This window comes from Rhizobium sp. NPDC090279, from assembly GCF_044769665.1.
GTDB lineage: Bacteria > Pseudomonadota > Alphaproteobacteria > Rhizobiales > Rhizobiaceae > Rhizobium.
The window spans coordinates 143,897-160,139 of record NZ_JBIVYI010000010.1 but is presented as its reverse complement, the minus strand read 5'-3'; the positions used below and the strand labels follow the sequence as shown (position 1 = coordinate 160,139).

At 60.8% G+C, this 16,243-nt stretch carries 14 protein-coding genes; 7 read left to right on the top strand and 7 right to left on the bottom strand.

Annotation, left to right across the window (positions count from 1 at the left end; genetic code table 11):
- Positions 1-10 precede the first annotated feature (10 nt).
- Positions 11-742: an HAD family hydrolase gene (locus ACIQWP_RS24660; protein WP_402793265.1), complete on the top strand. Its 732-nt coding sequence runs from the start codon at positions 11-13 to the stop codon at positions 740-742.
- Positions 743-826: 84 nt separating this feature from the next.
- On the top strand, positions 827-1,876 hold the full coding sequence (gene lpxK, locus ACIQWP_RS24655; RefSeq protein WP_402793263.1) for a tetraacyldisaccharide 4'-kinase: 1,050 nt from the start codon (positions 827-829) through the stop codon (positions 1,874-1,876).
- 29 nt (positions 1,877-1,905) lie between these two features.
- On the opposite strand, the gene ACIQWP_RS24650 is transcribed toward lpxK, so the two are convergent.
- Entirely contained in the window at positions 1,906-2,136 is a 231-nt protein-coding gene (locus ACIQWP_RS24650; RefSeq protein ID WP_015338954.1) for a DUF2093 domain-containing protein, read from the bottom strand.
- A gap of 144 nt (positions 2,137-2,280) precedes the next feature.
- Positions 2,281-4,113, bottom strand: coding sequence for a DNA mismatch repair endonuclease MutL (gene mutL / locus ACIQWP_RS24645; RefSeq protein WP_402793261.1), 1,833 nt, complete (start codon positions 4,111-4,113; stop codon positions 2,281-2,283).
- A gap of 343 nt (positions 4,114-4,456) precedes the next feature.
- Here mutL and ACIQWP_RS24640 point away from each other — a divergent pair, with 343 nt between their 5' ends.
- Both ACIQWP_RS24640 and ACIQWP_RS24635 read left to right on the top strand, forming a co-directional pair.
- Positions 4,457-6,190 (top strand): response regulator, encoded by a 1,734-nt coding sequence (locus ACIQWP_RS24640; RefSeq protein WP_402793259.1) that lies wholly within the window; start codon positions 4,457-4,459, stop codon positions 6,188-6,190.
- A 127-nt stretch (positions 6,191-6,317) separates the two neighbouring features.
- Positions 6,318-7,673: a putative bifunctional diguanylate cyclase/phosphodiesterase gene (locus ACIQWP_RS24635; RefSeq protein ID WP_402793257.1), complete on the top strand. Its 1,356-nt coding sequence runs from the start codon at positions 6,318-6,320 to the stop codon at positions 7,671-7,673.
- A gap of 174 nt (positions 7,674-7,847) precedes the next feature.
- Here the strand turns inward: ACIQWP_RS24635 and ACIQWP_RS24630 are convergent, their stop codons facing one another.
- The 5 genes from ACIQWP_RS24630 to ACIQWP_RS24610 form a co-directional block, all read right to left on the bottom strand.
- Positions 7,848-8,462 (bottom strand): PRC-barrel domain-containing protein, encoded by a 615-nt coding sequence (locus ACIQWP_RS24630; protein ID WP_402793255.1) that lies wholly within the window; start codon positions 8,460-8,462, stop codon positions 7,848-7,850.
- Positions 8,463-8,816: 354 nt separating this feature from the next.
- Positions 8,817-9,704: an SMP-30/gluconolactonase/LRE family protein gene (locus ACIQWP_RS24625; RefSeq protein WP_402793253.1), complete on the bottom strand. Its 888-nt coding sequence runs from the start codon at positions 9,702-9,704 to the stop codon at positions 8,817-8,819.
- Between the two features lie 3 nt (positions 9,705-9,707).
- A complete protein-coding gene (locus ACIQWP_RS24620) occupies positions 9,708-10,343 on the bottom strand; it encodes a 2-dehydro-3-deoxy-6-phosphogalactonate aldolase (protein WP_402793251.1) in 636 nt (211 codons plus the stop codon).
- Complete coding sequence (locus ACIQWP_RS24615) at positions 10,343-11,275, bottom strand: 2-dehydro-3-deoxygalactonokinase (protein ID WP_402793249.1); 933 nt, start codon at positions 11,273-11,275, stop codon at positions 10,343-10,345. The genes ACIQWP_RS24620 and ACIQWP_RS24615 overlap by 1 nt, the downstream gene beginning before the upstream one ends.
- A gap of 36 nt (positions 11,276-11,311) precedes the next feature.
- On the bottom strand, positions 11,312-12,082 hold the full coding sequence (locus ACIQWP_RS24610; protein ID WP_402793247.1) for an SDR family NAD(P)-dependent oxidoreductase: 771 nt from the start codon (positions 12,080-12,082) through the stop codon (positions 11,312-11,314).
- Between the two features lie 231 nt (positions 12,083-12,313).
- On the opposite strand from ACIQWP_RS24610, the gene ACIQWP_RS24605 reads away from it, so the two are divergent.
- The 3 genes from ACIQWP_RS24605 to ACIQWP_RS24595 all read left to right on the top strand — a co-directional run bounded on the left by ACIQWP_RS24605 (position 12,314) and on the right by ACIQWP_RS24595 (position 15,966).
- On the top strand, positions 12,314-13,129 hold the full coding sequence (locus ACIQWP_RS24605; RefSeq protein ID WP_402793245.1) for an IclR family transcriptional regulator: 816 nt from the start codon (positions 12,314-12,316) through the stop codon (positions 13,127-13,129).
- Between the two features lie 321 nt (positions 13,130-13,450).
- Entirely contained in the window at positions 13,451-14,191 is a 741-nt protein-coding gene (locus tag ACIQWP_RS24600) for an autoinducer binding domain-containing protein (RefSeq protein WP_402793243.1), read from the top strand.
- A 620-nt stretch (positions 14,192-14,811) separates the two neighbouring features.
- The gene (locus ACIQWP_RS24595; protein WP_402793241.1) at positions 14,812-15,966 is read left to right on the top strand and encodes an Mrp/NBP35 family ATP-binding protein; all 1,155 of its coding nucleotides are present in this window, start codon (positions 14,812-14,814) and stop codon (positions 15,964-15,966) included.
- Positions 15,967-16,243: the final 277 nt, after the last annotated feature.

The window sequence follows — 16,243 nt, the reverse complement described above, 5'->3', positions numbered from 1 at the left end:
AGGGAATGGCATGACGGCGGCCAAGCTGGGAGCGATTGCGGGCATTCTTTTCGACAAGGACGGCACGCTGCTCGACTATGACCAGAGCTGGCTGCCGGTCAATCGTGAGCTTGCGCGCATCGCGGCTCAAGACGATCCTATCCTCGCCGATCACCTGTTATCCTCCTGCGGCATGGACCCGATCACCGGCCATATCGTGCCCGACAGCCTGCTTGCCGCCGGCAATACCAGGCAAATTTCCGAGGGGCTGGTGGCTGCCGGCTCGAAAGTGAGTGTTGCGGAACTGGTGGAAAAGCTCGACGCGCTCTTTGCGCATGCGGCTGATTTTTCCTCGCCGGTCACTGATCTCGCCGCCTTCTTCAAGCGGCTGCATGAGCGCGGCTACAAGCTCGGCGTCGCCTCCAGCGACAATGAACGCTCCATCCGCCAGACGGCTCGCCGCTTCGGCTTCATCGATCATCTCGATTATATTGCCGGCTACGATAGCGGTTTCGGCACCAAGCCGGAACCGGGCATGGTGCTCGGCTTCTATGCGGCGACGGGCCTTTCGCCTGCGCAGGTCGCCGTCGTCGGTGACAACAATCACGATCTGCATATGGGACGCAATGCCGGGGTCGGCCTGACCGTCGGCGTGTTGACGGGCACCGGCTCGCGCGAGACGCTGATGGCCGCATCGGATTATTGCCTCAACGACATTACCGAGCTGGAAAGCCTGCTCATGCCCGTCGCCCAATCGGCCTGATCGTGGCAATGGCTTGCTTTTTCACGCAATCTGCCCTTTCTTGCCGGTTTGTCGCAGGCACAAGAATAGGGCTGGATTAGACGCATGGTATCGGAAGCCCCTCCTTTCTGGTGGCGAAAGCCGGATTGGCGTGCCTGGGGGCTCTCACCCTTTTCCTTCCTCTATGGCCGCATCGCCGGACATCGCATGGTGAATGGCCAGCGCGCCTCCGTGCCCGTTCCGGTCATTTGCGTCGGCAATTTCACCGTCGGCGGGGCCGGCAAGACGCCGACGGCGCTTGCGCTCGCGCAGGCTGCCAAGGCGAAGGGGCTGACGCCCGGTTTCCTGAGCCGGGGTTATGGCGGCTCGCTCGATGTGACGACGGTCGTCGATCCCACGCATCACCATGCCACGGCTGTCGGTGACGAGCCGCTGCTGCTGGCCCGCGAGGCGCTGACGGTCATTGCCCGTCGTCGCGCCGAAGGGGCGGAAAGGCTCGTGCGTGAGGGCGCCGACCTCATCATCATGGATGACGGTTTCCAGAGCGCGCATCTTGCCATCGACTACGCGCTCGTCGTGATCGATGCCGGCAGAGGCATCGGCAACGGCCATCTCGTTCCAGGCGGCCCGGTGCGGGCGCCGCTGCGAACACAGCTCCTCTATGCCTCCGCTCTGTTGAAGGTCGGCGAGGGCAATGCCGCCGATCGCGTCGTTCGCCTTGCGGCAAGGGCCGGAAAGCCCTTCTTTACCGCGAGCGTCAGAGTGCGCGGGCAGGAGGATTTGCGCGGCCGCGGGGTGCTTGCCTTCGCGGGCATTGCCGATCCGGCCAAGTTCTTCCGCACGGTCGAGGCGCTGGGGGCTGATATTGCCGTCCGACGGAGCTTCGGCGATCACGAACATCCGGGCGACGACGAAGTCTCCGACATGCTCGACATCGCCTCGCGCGAAGGGCTGGAGATCGTCACCACGTCGAAGGATTATGTCCGCCTCATCGGCCATCATGGTCGCGCCGACGAATTGCTGCGGCGCTGCCGGGTGATCGAGATCGATATGGTCTTCGACGATCCGCAGGCGCCGGGATTGATTATCGACAGGGCGATCTCGGCCGCGCGCGACCGGCGCTTGCGGGAAAAGCGCGGTAGCAAAACGGCCTGAAACTACGGCCGGCTATTCAGCGAGGGAAATCAGCGCTTCTGATTGGGAAGAGCGCCTGCTCGCTTTTCGGCCTCAAGCGAGGTGATGACATCGGCATAGGGCTCCTGCCGGGCAACGCTCCAGTAGCGCAGTTCATCGAGCGCGATGTGCTTGCCGGTCATGGCGCAGACCACATAGGAGCCCGGCATCAGGATCTGGAAATCGCCGTCGAGATAGCGAATCTTCGCCTCGCGGTTTCCATGTCCTTCGAAAAGATTCATCTGGTGCCGTCCTTGATCTCTGTCACCTGTTTGCCATACCGCACTACAGCGTTGCGCGTCAAATACGACGCGCAAAGGTCGATGCAGCAGGCGCGACTTTTCCTGACTGGTTCCCGGAAAAGCTTCCTTCACGAACGGTAGACGTCAGCTGCGCCCGAACAGTCGCTCGATGTCAGAGAGCTTCAGCTCTATATAGGTCGGCCTGCCATGATTGCACTGTCCGGAGCCGGGCGTCGCCTCCATCTGCCGCAAAAGCGCATTCATTTCTTCCGGACGCAGGCGCCGGCCCGATCGCACCGAACCGTGGCAGGCCATGGTCGCAGCGACATATTCCAGCTTGGCGGCAAGACCCGAGGCCGTGTCCCATTCGGCGATCTCGTCCGCCAATTGCCGGACCAGGCCCTGTGCATCGACCTCGCCGAGCATGGCCGGCGTCTCCCGCACGGCAACCGCGCCGGGGCCGAAACGCTCGATGGCAAGGCCGAGGTCGCCAAGTTCCTCGGCAAACACCATCAGCCGGTCGCAATCCTCTTCCGGCAGGTCGACGATTTCAGGGATGAGCAGGACCTGTGATGACAGGCGCTTCGAATGCAGAGCCTTGCGCATCGCTTCGAAGACCAATCGCTCATGCGCGGCATGCTGATCGACGATCACAAGCCCGTTCTCCGTCTGAGCGACGATGTAGTTCTCGTGCAGTTGCGCCCGCGCGGCACCCAGCGGAAACCGGGCCGGTTCCTCTGCACGCGCTGGTTCCGCCAGGGGCGCGGCTTCGGCGCGGGCGGTGGGGACTGCAAGTCCATCGAAGGTGGCTTGGGGTCTCTCGGCGAAGTGATAGCCTGCCGCTGCGGCGGGTCTCTCATAGGGGCGAGACGGCGACGTTTCTGCCGACCAGGCGGTCGTTGCGGGCGAGGGTCGCCAACCCGGCTGGAAGCCCGAGCGTCCGGCGGTGAAGGCGCGCAGCATGCCGTCCGCACCGGTCGTGGCTGCGCGGTCGCCTTCGCGCGTCAAGGCCTCGCGGATCGCGCCGACGATCAGGCCGCGCACCAGCCCCGGATCGCGGAAGCGCACGTCGGATTTCGCCGGATGCACATTGACGTCGACCAGTGCCGGATCGAGCCTCAGGGAAAGGACGGCGATGGGATAACGTCCGGCGGGGATGGTTTCGGCATAGGCGCCGCGGATCGCCGACAGGATCAGCTTGTCCTGCACCGGCCGGCCGTTGACGAAGGCGTATTGATGGGTGGAGTTGCCGCGATTGAATGTGGGAACGCCGGCAAAGCCGGTAAGGCCAACATCTTCGCGCACCGCATCGAGAGCGATGGCATTGTCCTTGAAGTCGCTGCCCAGTATCTGCGCCATGCGGGCGAGATGATCGTCACCCGTTGCGGGAAATTCGAGCGTCGAGCGGTCGCTGCCCGACAGCACGAAGCGCACGCGCGGAAAGGCGATCGCCATGCGCTTGACGACTTCGGTGATGGCGGCCGCCTCAGCCTTCTCGGTCTTCAGGAACTTCAGGCGCGCGGGCGTGGCGAAGAACAGGTCGCGCACCTCGACGATGGTGCCGGGATTGGCGGCTGCCGGGCGTAGATGCACAAGCTTGCCGCCGGCAACCGCGACTTCTGCGCCGCCGGCCGCGCCCGGCCTGCGGCTTGCGATCGAAAGCTTCGCCACCGAGCCGATGGAGGGCAGGGCTTCGCCACGGAAGCCGAGAGTGCGGATATCTTCCAGCGTCTCGGAGATCTTCGAGGTGCAGTGGCGCCGGACCGCGAGTTCGAGATCCGCCTCTTCCATGCCGGAGCCGTTGTCGGTCACTCTCAGCAGCGCTTTGCCACCGCCTGCGGTGGCAATCTCGATGCGCGTTGCGCCGGCATCCAGCGCGTTTTCGATCAATTCCTTGGCGGCGCTCGCCGGGCGCTCGATGACTTCGCCGGCGGCGATCTGGTTGATCAGTGTTTCTGAGAGTTGCTTGATGGCCATGGCGTCATTGTCGTGGATTCGCAGCAGTGTGAAAAGAGGAAAGGCAGCCGTCCGGCCATGATCCACCCGTTTCCATCCGGGGCTTTGTTAAGAAATTTAATCAATGTTTAAGGGAATGATGACAGGTTGCCGGGATAGAACTTGAAATGACCGCAGGTGGCGCGTTCCGTGCATGCTGACGGCTCTTGATGGCAGGTTGGTGGCCATCACTTCCATGAGCCAGGTGCCATCTGCTTCAAGTGTCAAGGCCAGCATGCAACTTCCACTGATTTGCCTTGCAGAGCGAATGCTGCCCTGTCGATTTGCCGTGTTGTGAAACTGGTTGAGTGTAGGAATCGGACGAATGACTGCCGAGATTGAAAAGGCAGCTTTGGCAATGATGACGGCTGATGCGCCTTTCGGCGGCAGTCTGCAGACGATGTTTTTCGATGCTTTCTGCGATGGTCTTTCCAGCGCCTTTTTCGCCTACGACAAGAACGATCTGTTGCTGTTCGCCAGCCGTCAGGTTTTGAACTTCTTCCCGATCCAGCCGGAATTCCTGCAGCCTTCCACGCGCCTGCGCGACTTTCTGAGCGCGGTCTTCGACACGGGCGTGCGCCCTCAGCAAAATCAAATCAAGACGGTCGCCAATCGCGACGACTGGATATCGCAGCGCATAGCCTCGCATTGGCGCGAGCGCTTCGAGACGACGGAACATTTCACCGACGACCGCTGGGTGCGCATCCTGAAGCGGCGGCTGTCGTCGGGCATCGGCTTCTGCATCATCTCCGACGTTTCCGAAGTCAAGAAGCGCGAGGAGCAGTGGCGCGTCGATATGGAGCGCGTCCAGTTGACCGAGGACATTCTCGACAACCTGCCGTTTCCGGTTTTCGTCAAGGACCAGAACCTCGTCTATGTCGCGGTCAACCGGGCGTTCTGCGACAAGTATCAGACGGCAGCGGATGAGGTGCGGGGTCGCAAGAGCATCGATATCTTCTCGACCGACCTTGCCAATCGCTTCCATGAGAGCGACCGGCATGTCATCGAGACCGGCGAGATGTCGATCTCGCGGCAGCGTCAGATCTCCCGCGAAGGCATCGAACGCGACATCGTCACCCGCAAGCAGCGCATCGGCAAGCCCGGCCGCTATTTTCTTGTCAGCACCATGCAGGACCTGCCCAAGGATGGCGGCGATTTCGACGAGTTCGCGCTGGCATCGAGCCTCAGGGAAAACAGCGATCGCTCCTATCGCCGCGCCTATGTGCCGATGGTTGCGTTGCAGACCATTTCGCGCCGCCCTGCCGCCATGGAGACCTTCGTTCCGGAAAATTTCAGCGGCCGTAAGGTCCTCGTGGTGACGCCGGATTTTGCCGCCGAAACCGCAGCTCTGAAGACCCTCGAAAAATACGGCTTCGAAGCCTGTGTCGTTCACAACGAGAACGAAGAGGCGGCGTTTCTGGACGTGGCGAGCGAGCACGGCGTCAAGATCGACCTGGTCATCGTCGACAATCAGCTCGGCAAGCGCGGCATAGAGCTGGCCGAGCGGCAGAACCTGACCGCGCTATCGCTGAACGGCTCGCAACTCGCCACCGAACTCGCCTTCCTGATCGCGCGTCATTTCAACCGCAACATCCGCGGCGAGCTAGGCGATATCACGGAGCCGGGGCTTGCGCCCGAATGGCGGCGCGTGGCCGGGGAGGAGCGGCGCGCGCAGATTCTGGTCGCCGAGGACAATGACATCAATCAGATCGTCTTCTCGCAGATCCTCGAGGGATTGGGATACAGCTATGTCATCGCCGCAAGCGGTGACGAGGCGGTGCGCCTGTGGCAGGAGCACCGCCCGGAACTGATCCTGATGGATATCTCGTTGCCTGGGCTGAATGGCTTCGAGTCCACCCGGCTGATCCGTGGGGCGGAAAAGGGCAGCGGTTCCCATACGCCGATCATCGGCGTGCTGACACAGGCTTTCGAGCGCGATCGCAAGGAATGCGCGGAGGTCGGCATGGACGACGTCATCCTGAAGCCGGTCAGTCCCGATATCATCGAGACCGTGTTCCAGAAGTACATGCGCGGTGCCCTGAAGGCGCAAAATAGATAAATGTTACAATGGTATCACCCCCGACGATAAGTTATCGTCGACGCCGAATGACTGTCGTCTTGGTATCCTTTGTTAAGACTTCCCCGTCATGCTTTTCCCCCGGGTGGAGAAAAGGTCGGAACCAAATATGAAGTCGACTGAAATGCTGCCGGGGCCAATCAGTCAGGAGCCGCAGGCAATCGCTTATACCGATCCGCTAACCGGATTGGGCAATCGCCATCGCATGCGCGAGCGTGCGCGTGCGCTTTCGTTGGAGCGCGCCGGCGATCCGGCGCCCTTTACGATCGGGATCGTCAATCTCGATGCCTTCAAGCCGATCAACGACCTGTTCGGCGTCGAGGCCGGCGATGAGATCCTTTGCCAGGTCGCCCATCGTCTGAAGGCCTGCATACCAGACGGCGCGATGGTGACGCGCCACGACGGCGATGAATTCGCTTTTGTCCTGCCGCTCGTCTTCGAGCGCGTCGGCGCCGAGAAATTCGGGCAGATGATCCGGGAAGTGCTTTCCGCGCCCTATGACCTGGGCGACCGCAATGTCCGCCTTTCCGCATCCTTCGGCTTCGCCATCCACCCTTTCGCCGGGGAGGAGTTCGACGATCTCCTGAAGAATGCGGATACGGCGCTCTACCGCTCCAAGCGTCGCGGCCGCGGCCAGATCACCGTCTATTCCAGGGAGATCGCGCAGGAGATGAAGCGCGCAACGCAGCTCGAGCAGGCGCTGCGCAATGCCATCATTTCCGACGCGATCGACGTGCATTTCCAGCCGATCGTCTCGCTTGCCAACAACACGGTTCTCGGTTTCGAGGCTCTCGCACGCTGGAACGATCCGGATCTCGGCTTCGTTTCGCCCGCCGTCTTCGTGCCGCTCGCCGAGGAGCGCGGCTTCATCGACGCGCTGTCCGAAACGCTGCTGCGAAAGGCGGCGGAAGCGGCACTCTCGTGGCCGCGCGAGCTTTTCCTGTCGTTCAACCTGTCGTCGGCGCAGCTGATGGACCCCGGCACCAGCAGCAGCATTCTTGCCATCCTGACGCGCGCCGGTCTGGACCCGCATCGTCTCGAACTCGAAATCACCGAAACCGCGGTCATGAGTTCGGCCGATACGGCCCATCGCATCATCGCCGATCTGCGAGCGGTTGGCGTGCGCATCTCCCTTGATGATTTCGGCACTGGTCAGTCCAGTCTCGGGCGCTTGCGCGAATTCATCTTCGACAAGGTGAAGATCGATCGGGCTTTCGTCTCGCGCATGAATTCGGACCGGGTGTCCGAGCACATCATCAAGGCGGTTCTTGCCATGTGCGAAGGGCTTGAGCTGCGCGTCGTCGCGGAAGGCATCGAGGAACATGCGGAAGCGGCGAAGTTGAAGGCGCTGGGCTGCGCCATGGGGCAGGGTTATTATTTCGGGAAACCGGCAGACAGCGCCGCGACGCTTCGCTACCTGCAGACGCATTATTTCGATCTCAGCAACGAACGCGAAATCGCTTAGAGCATTTCCAGGAAAAGTGCGAAGCGGTTTTCCGTTCGGAATGCATAGCGAAACAAGAAGATAGAGTGTTTTTGCGATTTGTAGAAAAGCGAAAATACTCCAGATCCGGCAAGCAGACAAAGAAAGCGGCGGCCGGTAAGGGCCGCCGCTTCCGCGTTTCGCCAGACTGCAATTTTACTTGTTGGTCGTCGATGAAGTGGTCGTGTTGTCGGTCGCCGGCATTGTCGACGAACCGGCCGAGCTTGCCGCCTTTTCGGAGGCCTGCATCGAAAGCGTCTTGAACTCCGGCGCGTTCTTCAGAGCATCCGCCGTTTCGGTGGTCGTCAGCTTGATAGTGCCATCCTGGGGATTCTGGGTGGCGCTGATCTTGTCGAAGGGAACGGCGACGTTTTTCTGACCCATGCCAAGGAAACCGCCGACGCCGACGATTGCGGCAACGACGCCACCCTGCTTCTGCAGGATCAAGTCGTTGATGCTGCCGATGCTTTCATTCTGACCGTTATAGACCGACTGGCCCATATAGGTCCTGGCGCTGATCTGATCCGCCGACTGGACGGTCAGATAGCCGGCGGCCTCATCCATCCCTGTTGCCGGGGCGGGAGCCTGGGCGCCTTTCTGCGTCGCAGAATTGTCCGGCTTGGTGGCATCCGGCGTCGCCGGAGCTGATTGCGTCAGCGATGCATCATTACCTGTAGGCTGCTGCGCCTGCGCGAAAGCCATGGGTGAAAGCACGGATGCCGTGGCGAACATTGCGCCTGCGGCGACAGAAGTGAAGAGTTTCCCAGTCATCGTGAACCTACCTTTCATTCTGATGGGCACGCTTTTCGAGCGCGCATACTTACCAGCGCGAGTGGAGCTTTCAGTTGCCGACCTTCATCGTGCCGGTCTTAAAGGCTAATGGCTCATGGGAGTTTTGGTTCCGTCAAAAGTTGCGGAAAGCGGCGCCATTCGACGTGAGGTTGGAAAGATATGTCAATAAATTCAGTATGTTGTTACCTTCAAAATAACCTGGAAGATTGAGCCGTTCTTGAAATGGCTTGATGCGCGGCTCAATGTCTTGCGGAGAAATAGGCCGGTGGTCGCCGTATTGTCCGGCGAGGCGGCGGTGCCTTCGGGCTCATGCCGGCCCGAAGGCGGCTTCAATCAAAGCTTGTATGGGGGATCAAAAACGCCGCGGACGGTCGGGCCGAGCTCTAGAAGCACGCCGGCCTGGGGCTGCATGGAACGAGCTTCCTCATCCAGTCCTTCCCAAGCGGTCGTCACGGCGAGCCGATCCGCGTGCTTGCCGATAAAGGCCGGGCAGGAGGGCTGCATGGCGGGCACGCGATAACGTTCGATGCGCAGGCCATCCGGGCTGTATTTGTCGACGAAGCCGGAGCCCCAGCGCGCATTCCAGATATAGCCGTCCGCATCGCAGACCGAGCCGTCGAGGCCGCCCGGATCTTCCATGCTGTCGACCATGACGATCGGCTCACCGGTCGGAAGCCCCGTCTCGGGGTCGACCAGCACGCGCATCAGCTGGCTGACGCGGGTATCGGTGAAATAGCCGATCGTACCGTCTGGCGAGAAGCAGATGGAATTGGGAATGCTGATCTGATCGAAGATCTTGGTGACCTTGCCGCCGGCGACATGATAGATCGCGCCCGCCTGCATTTCGGCACGCTTGCCCATGGTGCCGATCCAGAGCGATCCGGAAACATGCGTGCGGCCGTCATTGGAGCGGTTTTCCGGTTTGTCGGCTTCGATCGCCGCATAAAAGCTCAACTCGCCGGTCGCGATATCGCGAAGGAACAGGCCTTGCTCGGTGGCGATCATCTGCCGTTCCGCGTCGACGCGGGCGAGCACGCTCGCCATCATCGGCAGCTCGTGAACCTGCTTCTTGCCGGTCGGAAGATGCAATTCGTGCAGTTCCTTGCCGAGGATGTTGAACCACCAGACGGTGTCCGTATCCGGGTCGTAAGTCGGGCCTTCTCCCAGGACGGATGAGGTGTTGCAGAGAATATTGCCCTGAAAATCATGAATATCGGTCATAGATCAGGCTCCTATGGCTGCATCATAGGCATAAATGGTCACCTTGGCGCGTTCGGCAACCTCTGCGGCGGTCATTCCCGGCTTGTAAAGACTGGTGCCGAGACCGAAGGCGAGGACGCCCGCCTTGGTGTAATCGGCGAAATTCTTGTCGGAAACGCCGCCGACCGCAGCGATGACGAGCTCGGGCGGCAGGACCGCGCGAATGGCTGTAATGCCGGAAGCGCCGAGCACGCCGGCGGGGAAGAATTTGAGGCCGGTCGCGCCGGCACGCGCGGCCGAAAGCGCTTCCGTCGCCGTGAAGACGCCTGGCATCGTCACCATGCCCTTGTCGCGGGCGCGGCTGATGACCGCAGGCTCGACATTCGGCGTCACCAGCAGCTTGCCGCCGGCACTGTCCAGCCTGTCGACGTCTTCCACCGTCAACACGGTGCCGGCGCCGATCAGGCAATCGGCGGGCGCCATCTTGGCGGCAATCTCGATGGAACGAAAAGCCTCAGGCGAATTCAGCGGAATTTCGATTGCCGTGAAGCCGGTCTCGATCAGCGCGCCGACGATATCGGCCGTTTCCTCCGGCTTGATACCGCGAAGAATGGCAATGAGCGGGCGCTTCATAGGCGGGAAGGGGATGCGGGTGGTCATCAGCTTTTGCTTTCTTTCTTGAACCAGATCGCTTCGGCCGCGGCGGAAAGTCCGCGACGGACGGCGGCATCGGCGTCGATGGTCTTGTAGGTGAGGGATAGGGTGCGGAACGCATCCTCATAGAGAGCCTGGAGGCGACCGGAGGCGACAAGTGTGATGGCCGCATTCTGTCCGGAGGATGCGAGGCCTCCGGCAATTTCAGCGCCAATGAGCGTGCCTGAGATCAGTGCCTGCGCGCCGGCGGAGGTCAGCCCGTTCAGAAGCTGGCCGGAGCGGGCCGTGAACAGCAGGTTGGTGGCAAGAGCCGGCCTATCGAAGGTCGCCTTGAGGGCAGCTTCGAACGCCTTCGTATCGGCAGGGAGATCTGCGGCGCCGGCAACGGCGTGCGACAGGATGCTGTGCTTGGTAATGACGTCGAAAAGTTCGCCGGTCATGAAGGTGGAGAAGCCCGTCACCCGGCCGTCAAGCACGCGCACCCATTTCGAATGCGTGCCTGGCATGCAGACGAGTTGTTCGCCCCTGGCATCGGCGGCGATCGCGCCGAGCAATTGGGTCTCCTCGCCGCGCATGACGTCAGGCACCTCCTGGCTGCGCTGCGCCAGGCCCGGCAGGATGCGCACGTCGCGCGATTGCCCTGGGATGGCGACGGCGCCGGTCAGAATGGCGGCGAGCGATGTTGGCGTATCGATATATCCGGCTTCCACCCAGCCCTGGCGCGCGCCGGCCATGCCGCAGACGATGACGGGAATGGCATCGGGCGCCGATACGGCGTCGAGATGTGCCTGCAGAACCCTCGCAAAGCCGGTTTGGGCAGCCGTGGTCATGCCTTCGCCGCTGCGGCGCTCCGCCAGAATGCTGCCGTCTTCGCCGATCAGCCACAGCCGGAAACTGCTGGTGCCCCAGTCCACCGCGACATATGCGGGCTTAGTCATGAGAAATGCTCCGAGTCTTATGTGAGAAAGCTTAGGTTAGAAAATGCCGCCATCGACAGTGATCGCTTGTCCGGTGATGGCGCCCGAGCAGTCCGAGGCCAGGAAAAGCACCGGTCCCACAAGGTCGTCGGCGCTCAGCACGCGCTTGAGGCATTGCCGCTCGATGGTCTTGGCCATGCCGTCCTCGGTCAACCACAGATCGAGCTGTCGAGGGGTGACGATCATGCCGGGCAGAACCGCGTTGACGCGGATATTCTCCGGGCCGAAGCGGCCGGCAAAGCTCTTGGTCAGGCCGATGATGCCGGACTTTGCGGCTGCGTAGGAGGACAGCAGCGGCGGGTTCATCTTGAAGGCGATCGAGGAGAAATTGATGATTGCGCCGCCGCCGGCTGCCCGCATGCCGGGCGCCGCGGCCTGCGACACGAAGAACACCTGCTTCAGATTGATCGCCTGGTTGTTGTCCCAATAGTCTTCCGTCGTGGTGTCGATGTCGTGCCGGTCGTCCCAGGCTGCGTTGTTGACGAGCACGCGGATCGCCCCGAGGTCGGATTCGACCGCCGCGACCGTGCTCTTGATGTCGCCGACATCGCGCAGGTCGGCATGATAGAAGGCAACGGGATGGGCCGACTGCGCCGAAAGCCTGGCCGCCAATGCCTTGCTGGGTTCCTCGACGATGTCGATGAAAGCGACTTTCGCGCCTTGCTTTGCGAAGGCTTCGACGAGGCTTGCGCCGATGCCGGAGCCGCCGCCGGTGACGAGGACGGTGCGATCTTTCAGATCGGGAAATTGCGTCTGAGTGCCCACCAAGATGTCTCCTCCCGGATCGATAAAGTTCCATTATTCGGAACATAATTTGACTATATGGAATTATCGGTCTACCCTGTCATCGTGTCAAGGATAGAGCATGATGCCGAAAAGTGTGATCGGTTTTCGGACGACATCATGCTCTACTTCTTCGATTCTGGAGCGGATTCAGATTTTAGGTCGTTTCAACCTGAAACCATCCGGCTCTAGTGCGGCTGTGCGAGAGATAAATGAATGAGCACGGATCTGGGTTCAGAGGGTGGGAAAAATAAAGAGCGTCGCGACCGGGAAACCGGAACGCTGGGAAAGCTCGTCTCCCTGCTCGACCTCGTCGCGCTCGCCGATGGTCCCATGCGCTTCACGGATATTCTTGCGCTCTCCGATCAGCCACGCGGCACGCTGCATAGGCAATTGTCACACCTCGTCGAGGAGGGGCTTCTGGAGGTCGATCGCGACGGGCGCTATCTCATCGGTCTCAGGCTCCTGACGCTCGCCTCGCGCAGCTGGGCGCGCAACGAATTTCGCGCCGTTGCCGAGCCGCATCTGCACCGCCTGCAGGAGGTGACCGGAGAAACCGTGCATCTCGGCGTCCTGCGCGGTACCGAGGTCATCTATCTCGACAAGGTTGAGGGGCGGCAATCCGTGCGGATGTATTCGCAGGTCGGCAACGCATCTCCGGCCTATTGCACCGGCGTCGGCAAGGCGGCTCTTTCCGCGCTCGACGATGCCGAGCTTGCGGCAAGGGTCTCCGGTCTCGAATTTCGCCCTTATACCGAGCATACGCGTCGCGACGCTTCCGATCTGCTCTCGGATATGTTCGAAATCCGGGCGCGGGGCTATGCCTTCGATCTTGAGGAGCACGAAAGCGGCATATGCTGCGTTGCCGCGCCGATCCGCTCCGACGACGGCCATATGCTGGCCGGCGTCTCGGTGACCGGCCCGGCCTATCGAGTCACATCGCAGAAGTTGCAGGCATGGGCGCCTTTGGTGGTCGCTGCTGCTGATTCGATCATGATGGACATGCGCAACCGCATGGGCCCCAAGCGTTAATCCTGTAAATTTCGCGCAACGGCTGTCCGAAACCTGCGGATTTAATGCTGCGGGCGCCGGATCTTAGCAAAATTGCTCGTTTATCTTGAATTTTACTGTTGAGATATGCGGAAGAACTGCCATTATCTCCAAGTGATTGTTGGGATCATGCAAGATTTGGCGAGGTGATGAGCGGACATAATAGTAACGGGCGTTGATGCAGTCACGATTTTGGAAAACTTATATTTTGCCGAGCGCCTGATATCGGTGCCGGCGCGATAATCGTGAGGGGCAAGAGACGGAAGTTTCGTATTTTTTCCCTCTTTTACATAAAGAAGACTGATGATGGCGGCATTGATACAGGCGGGAATGTCTCCTCGTGGCGAGGACCTTATCGAAGAAATCAGCAGGCTTAAGACGCAGTTCGATGTATTTCGTTTCATGAAGGGGCTGACGGAAGCCTACCGTTGCCGAGCCTTCATGGTGCTCAATCTGCCGCCGATTACCTCCTCGGACCTTCAGAGCAACTCGGTGATCAACAACTGGCCGGCCGAACTGCTGTCGATCTACGATCAGGAAGGCTTGCTGTCGAGCAGTCCCGTGCTGCAACGTCTACGCGGCTCCACGCTGCCGTTTCTTTATGAGGTGGCCGCAAGCGCCAATCGCGGAGAGGGCAAGTCGCAGCTCGTCGTCGCCCTATTCGAACGTTTCCGCATGTCGCGTTTCGTCTACTTCCCGACCCACGATGCCTCCGGTCTTCGTGGCGCTGTTTGCTTGGGGGGTGATCGCGAACTCTTTGCGGCGGAAGAGGTGAAGAACCTTTTCTATATTGCAGTTCATGTTTTCGACCGACTTGCCGAGATCCGTAATCTCGATGTTCGCGTCGTCGATGCTCTCACAGACCGGGAGATCGACTGCCTGAACTGGACGGCGGCCGGAAAGACCAGCGCCGAGATCGCCGAAATCCTCTCTCTGTCGGAGCATACGGTCAACCATTACCTCAACCGTGCCACCAAGAAGCTCGATACCGTCAACCGCACGCAGGCCGTCGCCAAGGCGTTGCGCGTCGGATTGATCAAATAGTGACATCGCCGTCCCGCCGCGATGATCGAGATTCGAGCAGCCTGTGAACGAATTTTGTGCGCTGCGAATAAAATATGATGAAGCGCGGGGCGATGGTCTGTTGCCTCGATTCGGGGGCGGAAGAAGGCAAACTATTGAAATATATTTGTTTTATGACAGTTTTCAAAACTGGCACGCTTCCTGCTTCTGAAAAGACAGAGGTCCAGAGGGGACTTTGATAACAGCGCCGATGAAACGTGCGCGGATCAAACGACCGTCGCCGATGCTTTCGCCACAGCTTCTCCTGGCGAAGGGGTCGGCGGCGGTTGTTGCTTATTTAACACGCTTACAAAGATCGAATATGTCGGCGAAGCGATTTTCGCGCCATTGCCCTATTCCTTTCTAATGTCTGCTCTATGTCGGCCCGCGATCAGGTCTTCCCGAACTGGGAGAGCGTTGCGGCTGGTAAGGGTCCTGATGGACCCGGCGGACCTGCCGGCCGCAACGAAGACGCTTTTTATCGGCAGCGTCCCGAATTTCGTTTGGCGAAGTCCCGCCGCTCCACTATCTAAGCCAGAATGATTTCGGAAAGTGTCCGGTCGATGCCGTGCTGCCGAAAGAGATTCCGCAGTGAGGACGAAATGGCAGACATCACCAAGGAACAGGTGCTGGAGAAGTTGAAGACGGTTCGCGGCCCGGACCTGGAGCACAACATCGTCGAGCTCGGCATGGTGTCGGATGTCTTCATTTCAGATGGCAAGGTCTACTTTTCCATCACCGTTCCCGCCGAACGGGCCAAGGATCTGGAGCCGATGCGCCTTGCGGCCGAGCGCGTCATCAAGGACATGCCCGGCGTCAAGGGCGCCATGGTTGCTCTGACCGCCGACAAGAAGGCCGGCGCTACGACCCCCCGGCCGGCACCGGCGCAAGCCGCCTCGCATGGCCATTCACATCCGCATCCGCACGCGCCGCCACAGCCGCCGCGTGCCGCCAAGATCGGCGTTCCGGGCGTCAAGTCCATCATCGCGGTCGCCTCGGGCAAGGGCGGCGTCGGCAAGTCGACGACGGCGGTCAATCTTGCGCTTGGCCTGCTTGCCAACGGGCTGCGCGTCGGCATTCTCGACGCCGATATCTACGGCCCTTCTATGCCGCGCCTGCTGAAGATTTCTGGCAAGCCGTCACAGATCGATGGCCGCATCATCGTTCCCATGGAGAATTATGGTCTCAAGGTCATGTCGATGGGCTTCCTCGTCGAAGAGGAAACCGCGATGATCTGGCGCGGGCCGATGGTCCAGTCCGCGCTGCTGCAGATGTTGCGCGAAGTCGCCTGGGGAGAGCTCGACGTGCTCGTCGTCGACATGCCGCCCGGCACAGGCGACGTGCAGTTGACGATGGCGCAGCAGGTGCCGCTTGCCGGGGCGGTGATCGTGTCAACGCCACAGGATCTGGCGCTGATCGATGCGCGCAAGGGTCTCAACATGTTCCGCAAGGTCGAGGTTCCCGTGCTCGGCATCGTCGAGAACATGAGCTACTTCATCGCTCCGGATACCGGCGCCCGCTATGATATTTTCGGCCATGGCGGCGCCCGCAAGGAGGCCGAGCGCATCGGCGTGCCTTTCCTCGGCGAAGTGCCGCTGACCATGGGCATTCGCGAGACCTCGGATGCCGGCACGCCGCTCGTCGCCGCCGAACCGAACGGGGTGGTTGCGAATATCTATCGCGAGATCGCGGCCAATGTCTGGAAGCAGGTGATCGGCACGCCGCAGCGCGCGGCACCGGCGATCGTATTTGAATAATTCACAAAGACATCCAGGCTTTCCATATAGTGACGGATTGTCTTGTCGGCATCCTGTGCTATGACTTCGCAAGAATAGCCAAATTGCGGTGAAAGCGCGCGATGAAGAGGTTGTGACTTGATTCTTTGCGAGCTTTGCTGCATATGCGCCGCCTGCGTGGAACTGGTCGGTCGTTTCCAATGACCGGCCCCCGCCGCATGGTGGTTTTATTTCGTCCGAGCAGGCGTCTTCGCCGGGACGGACGAAGGATTGGTACAGCAGCGCAATGGAACATGGA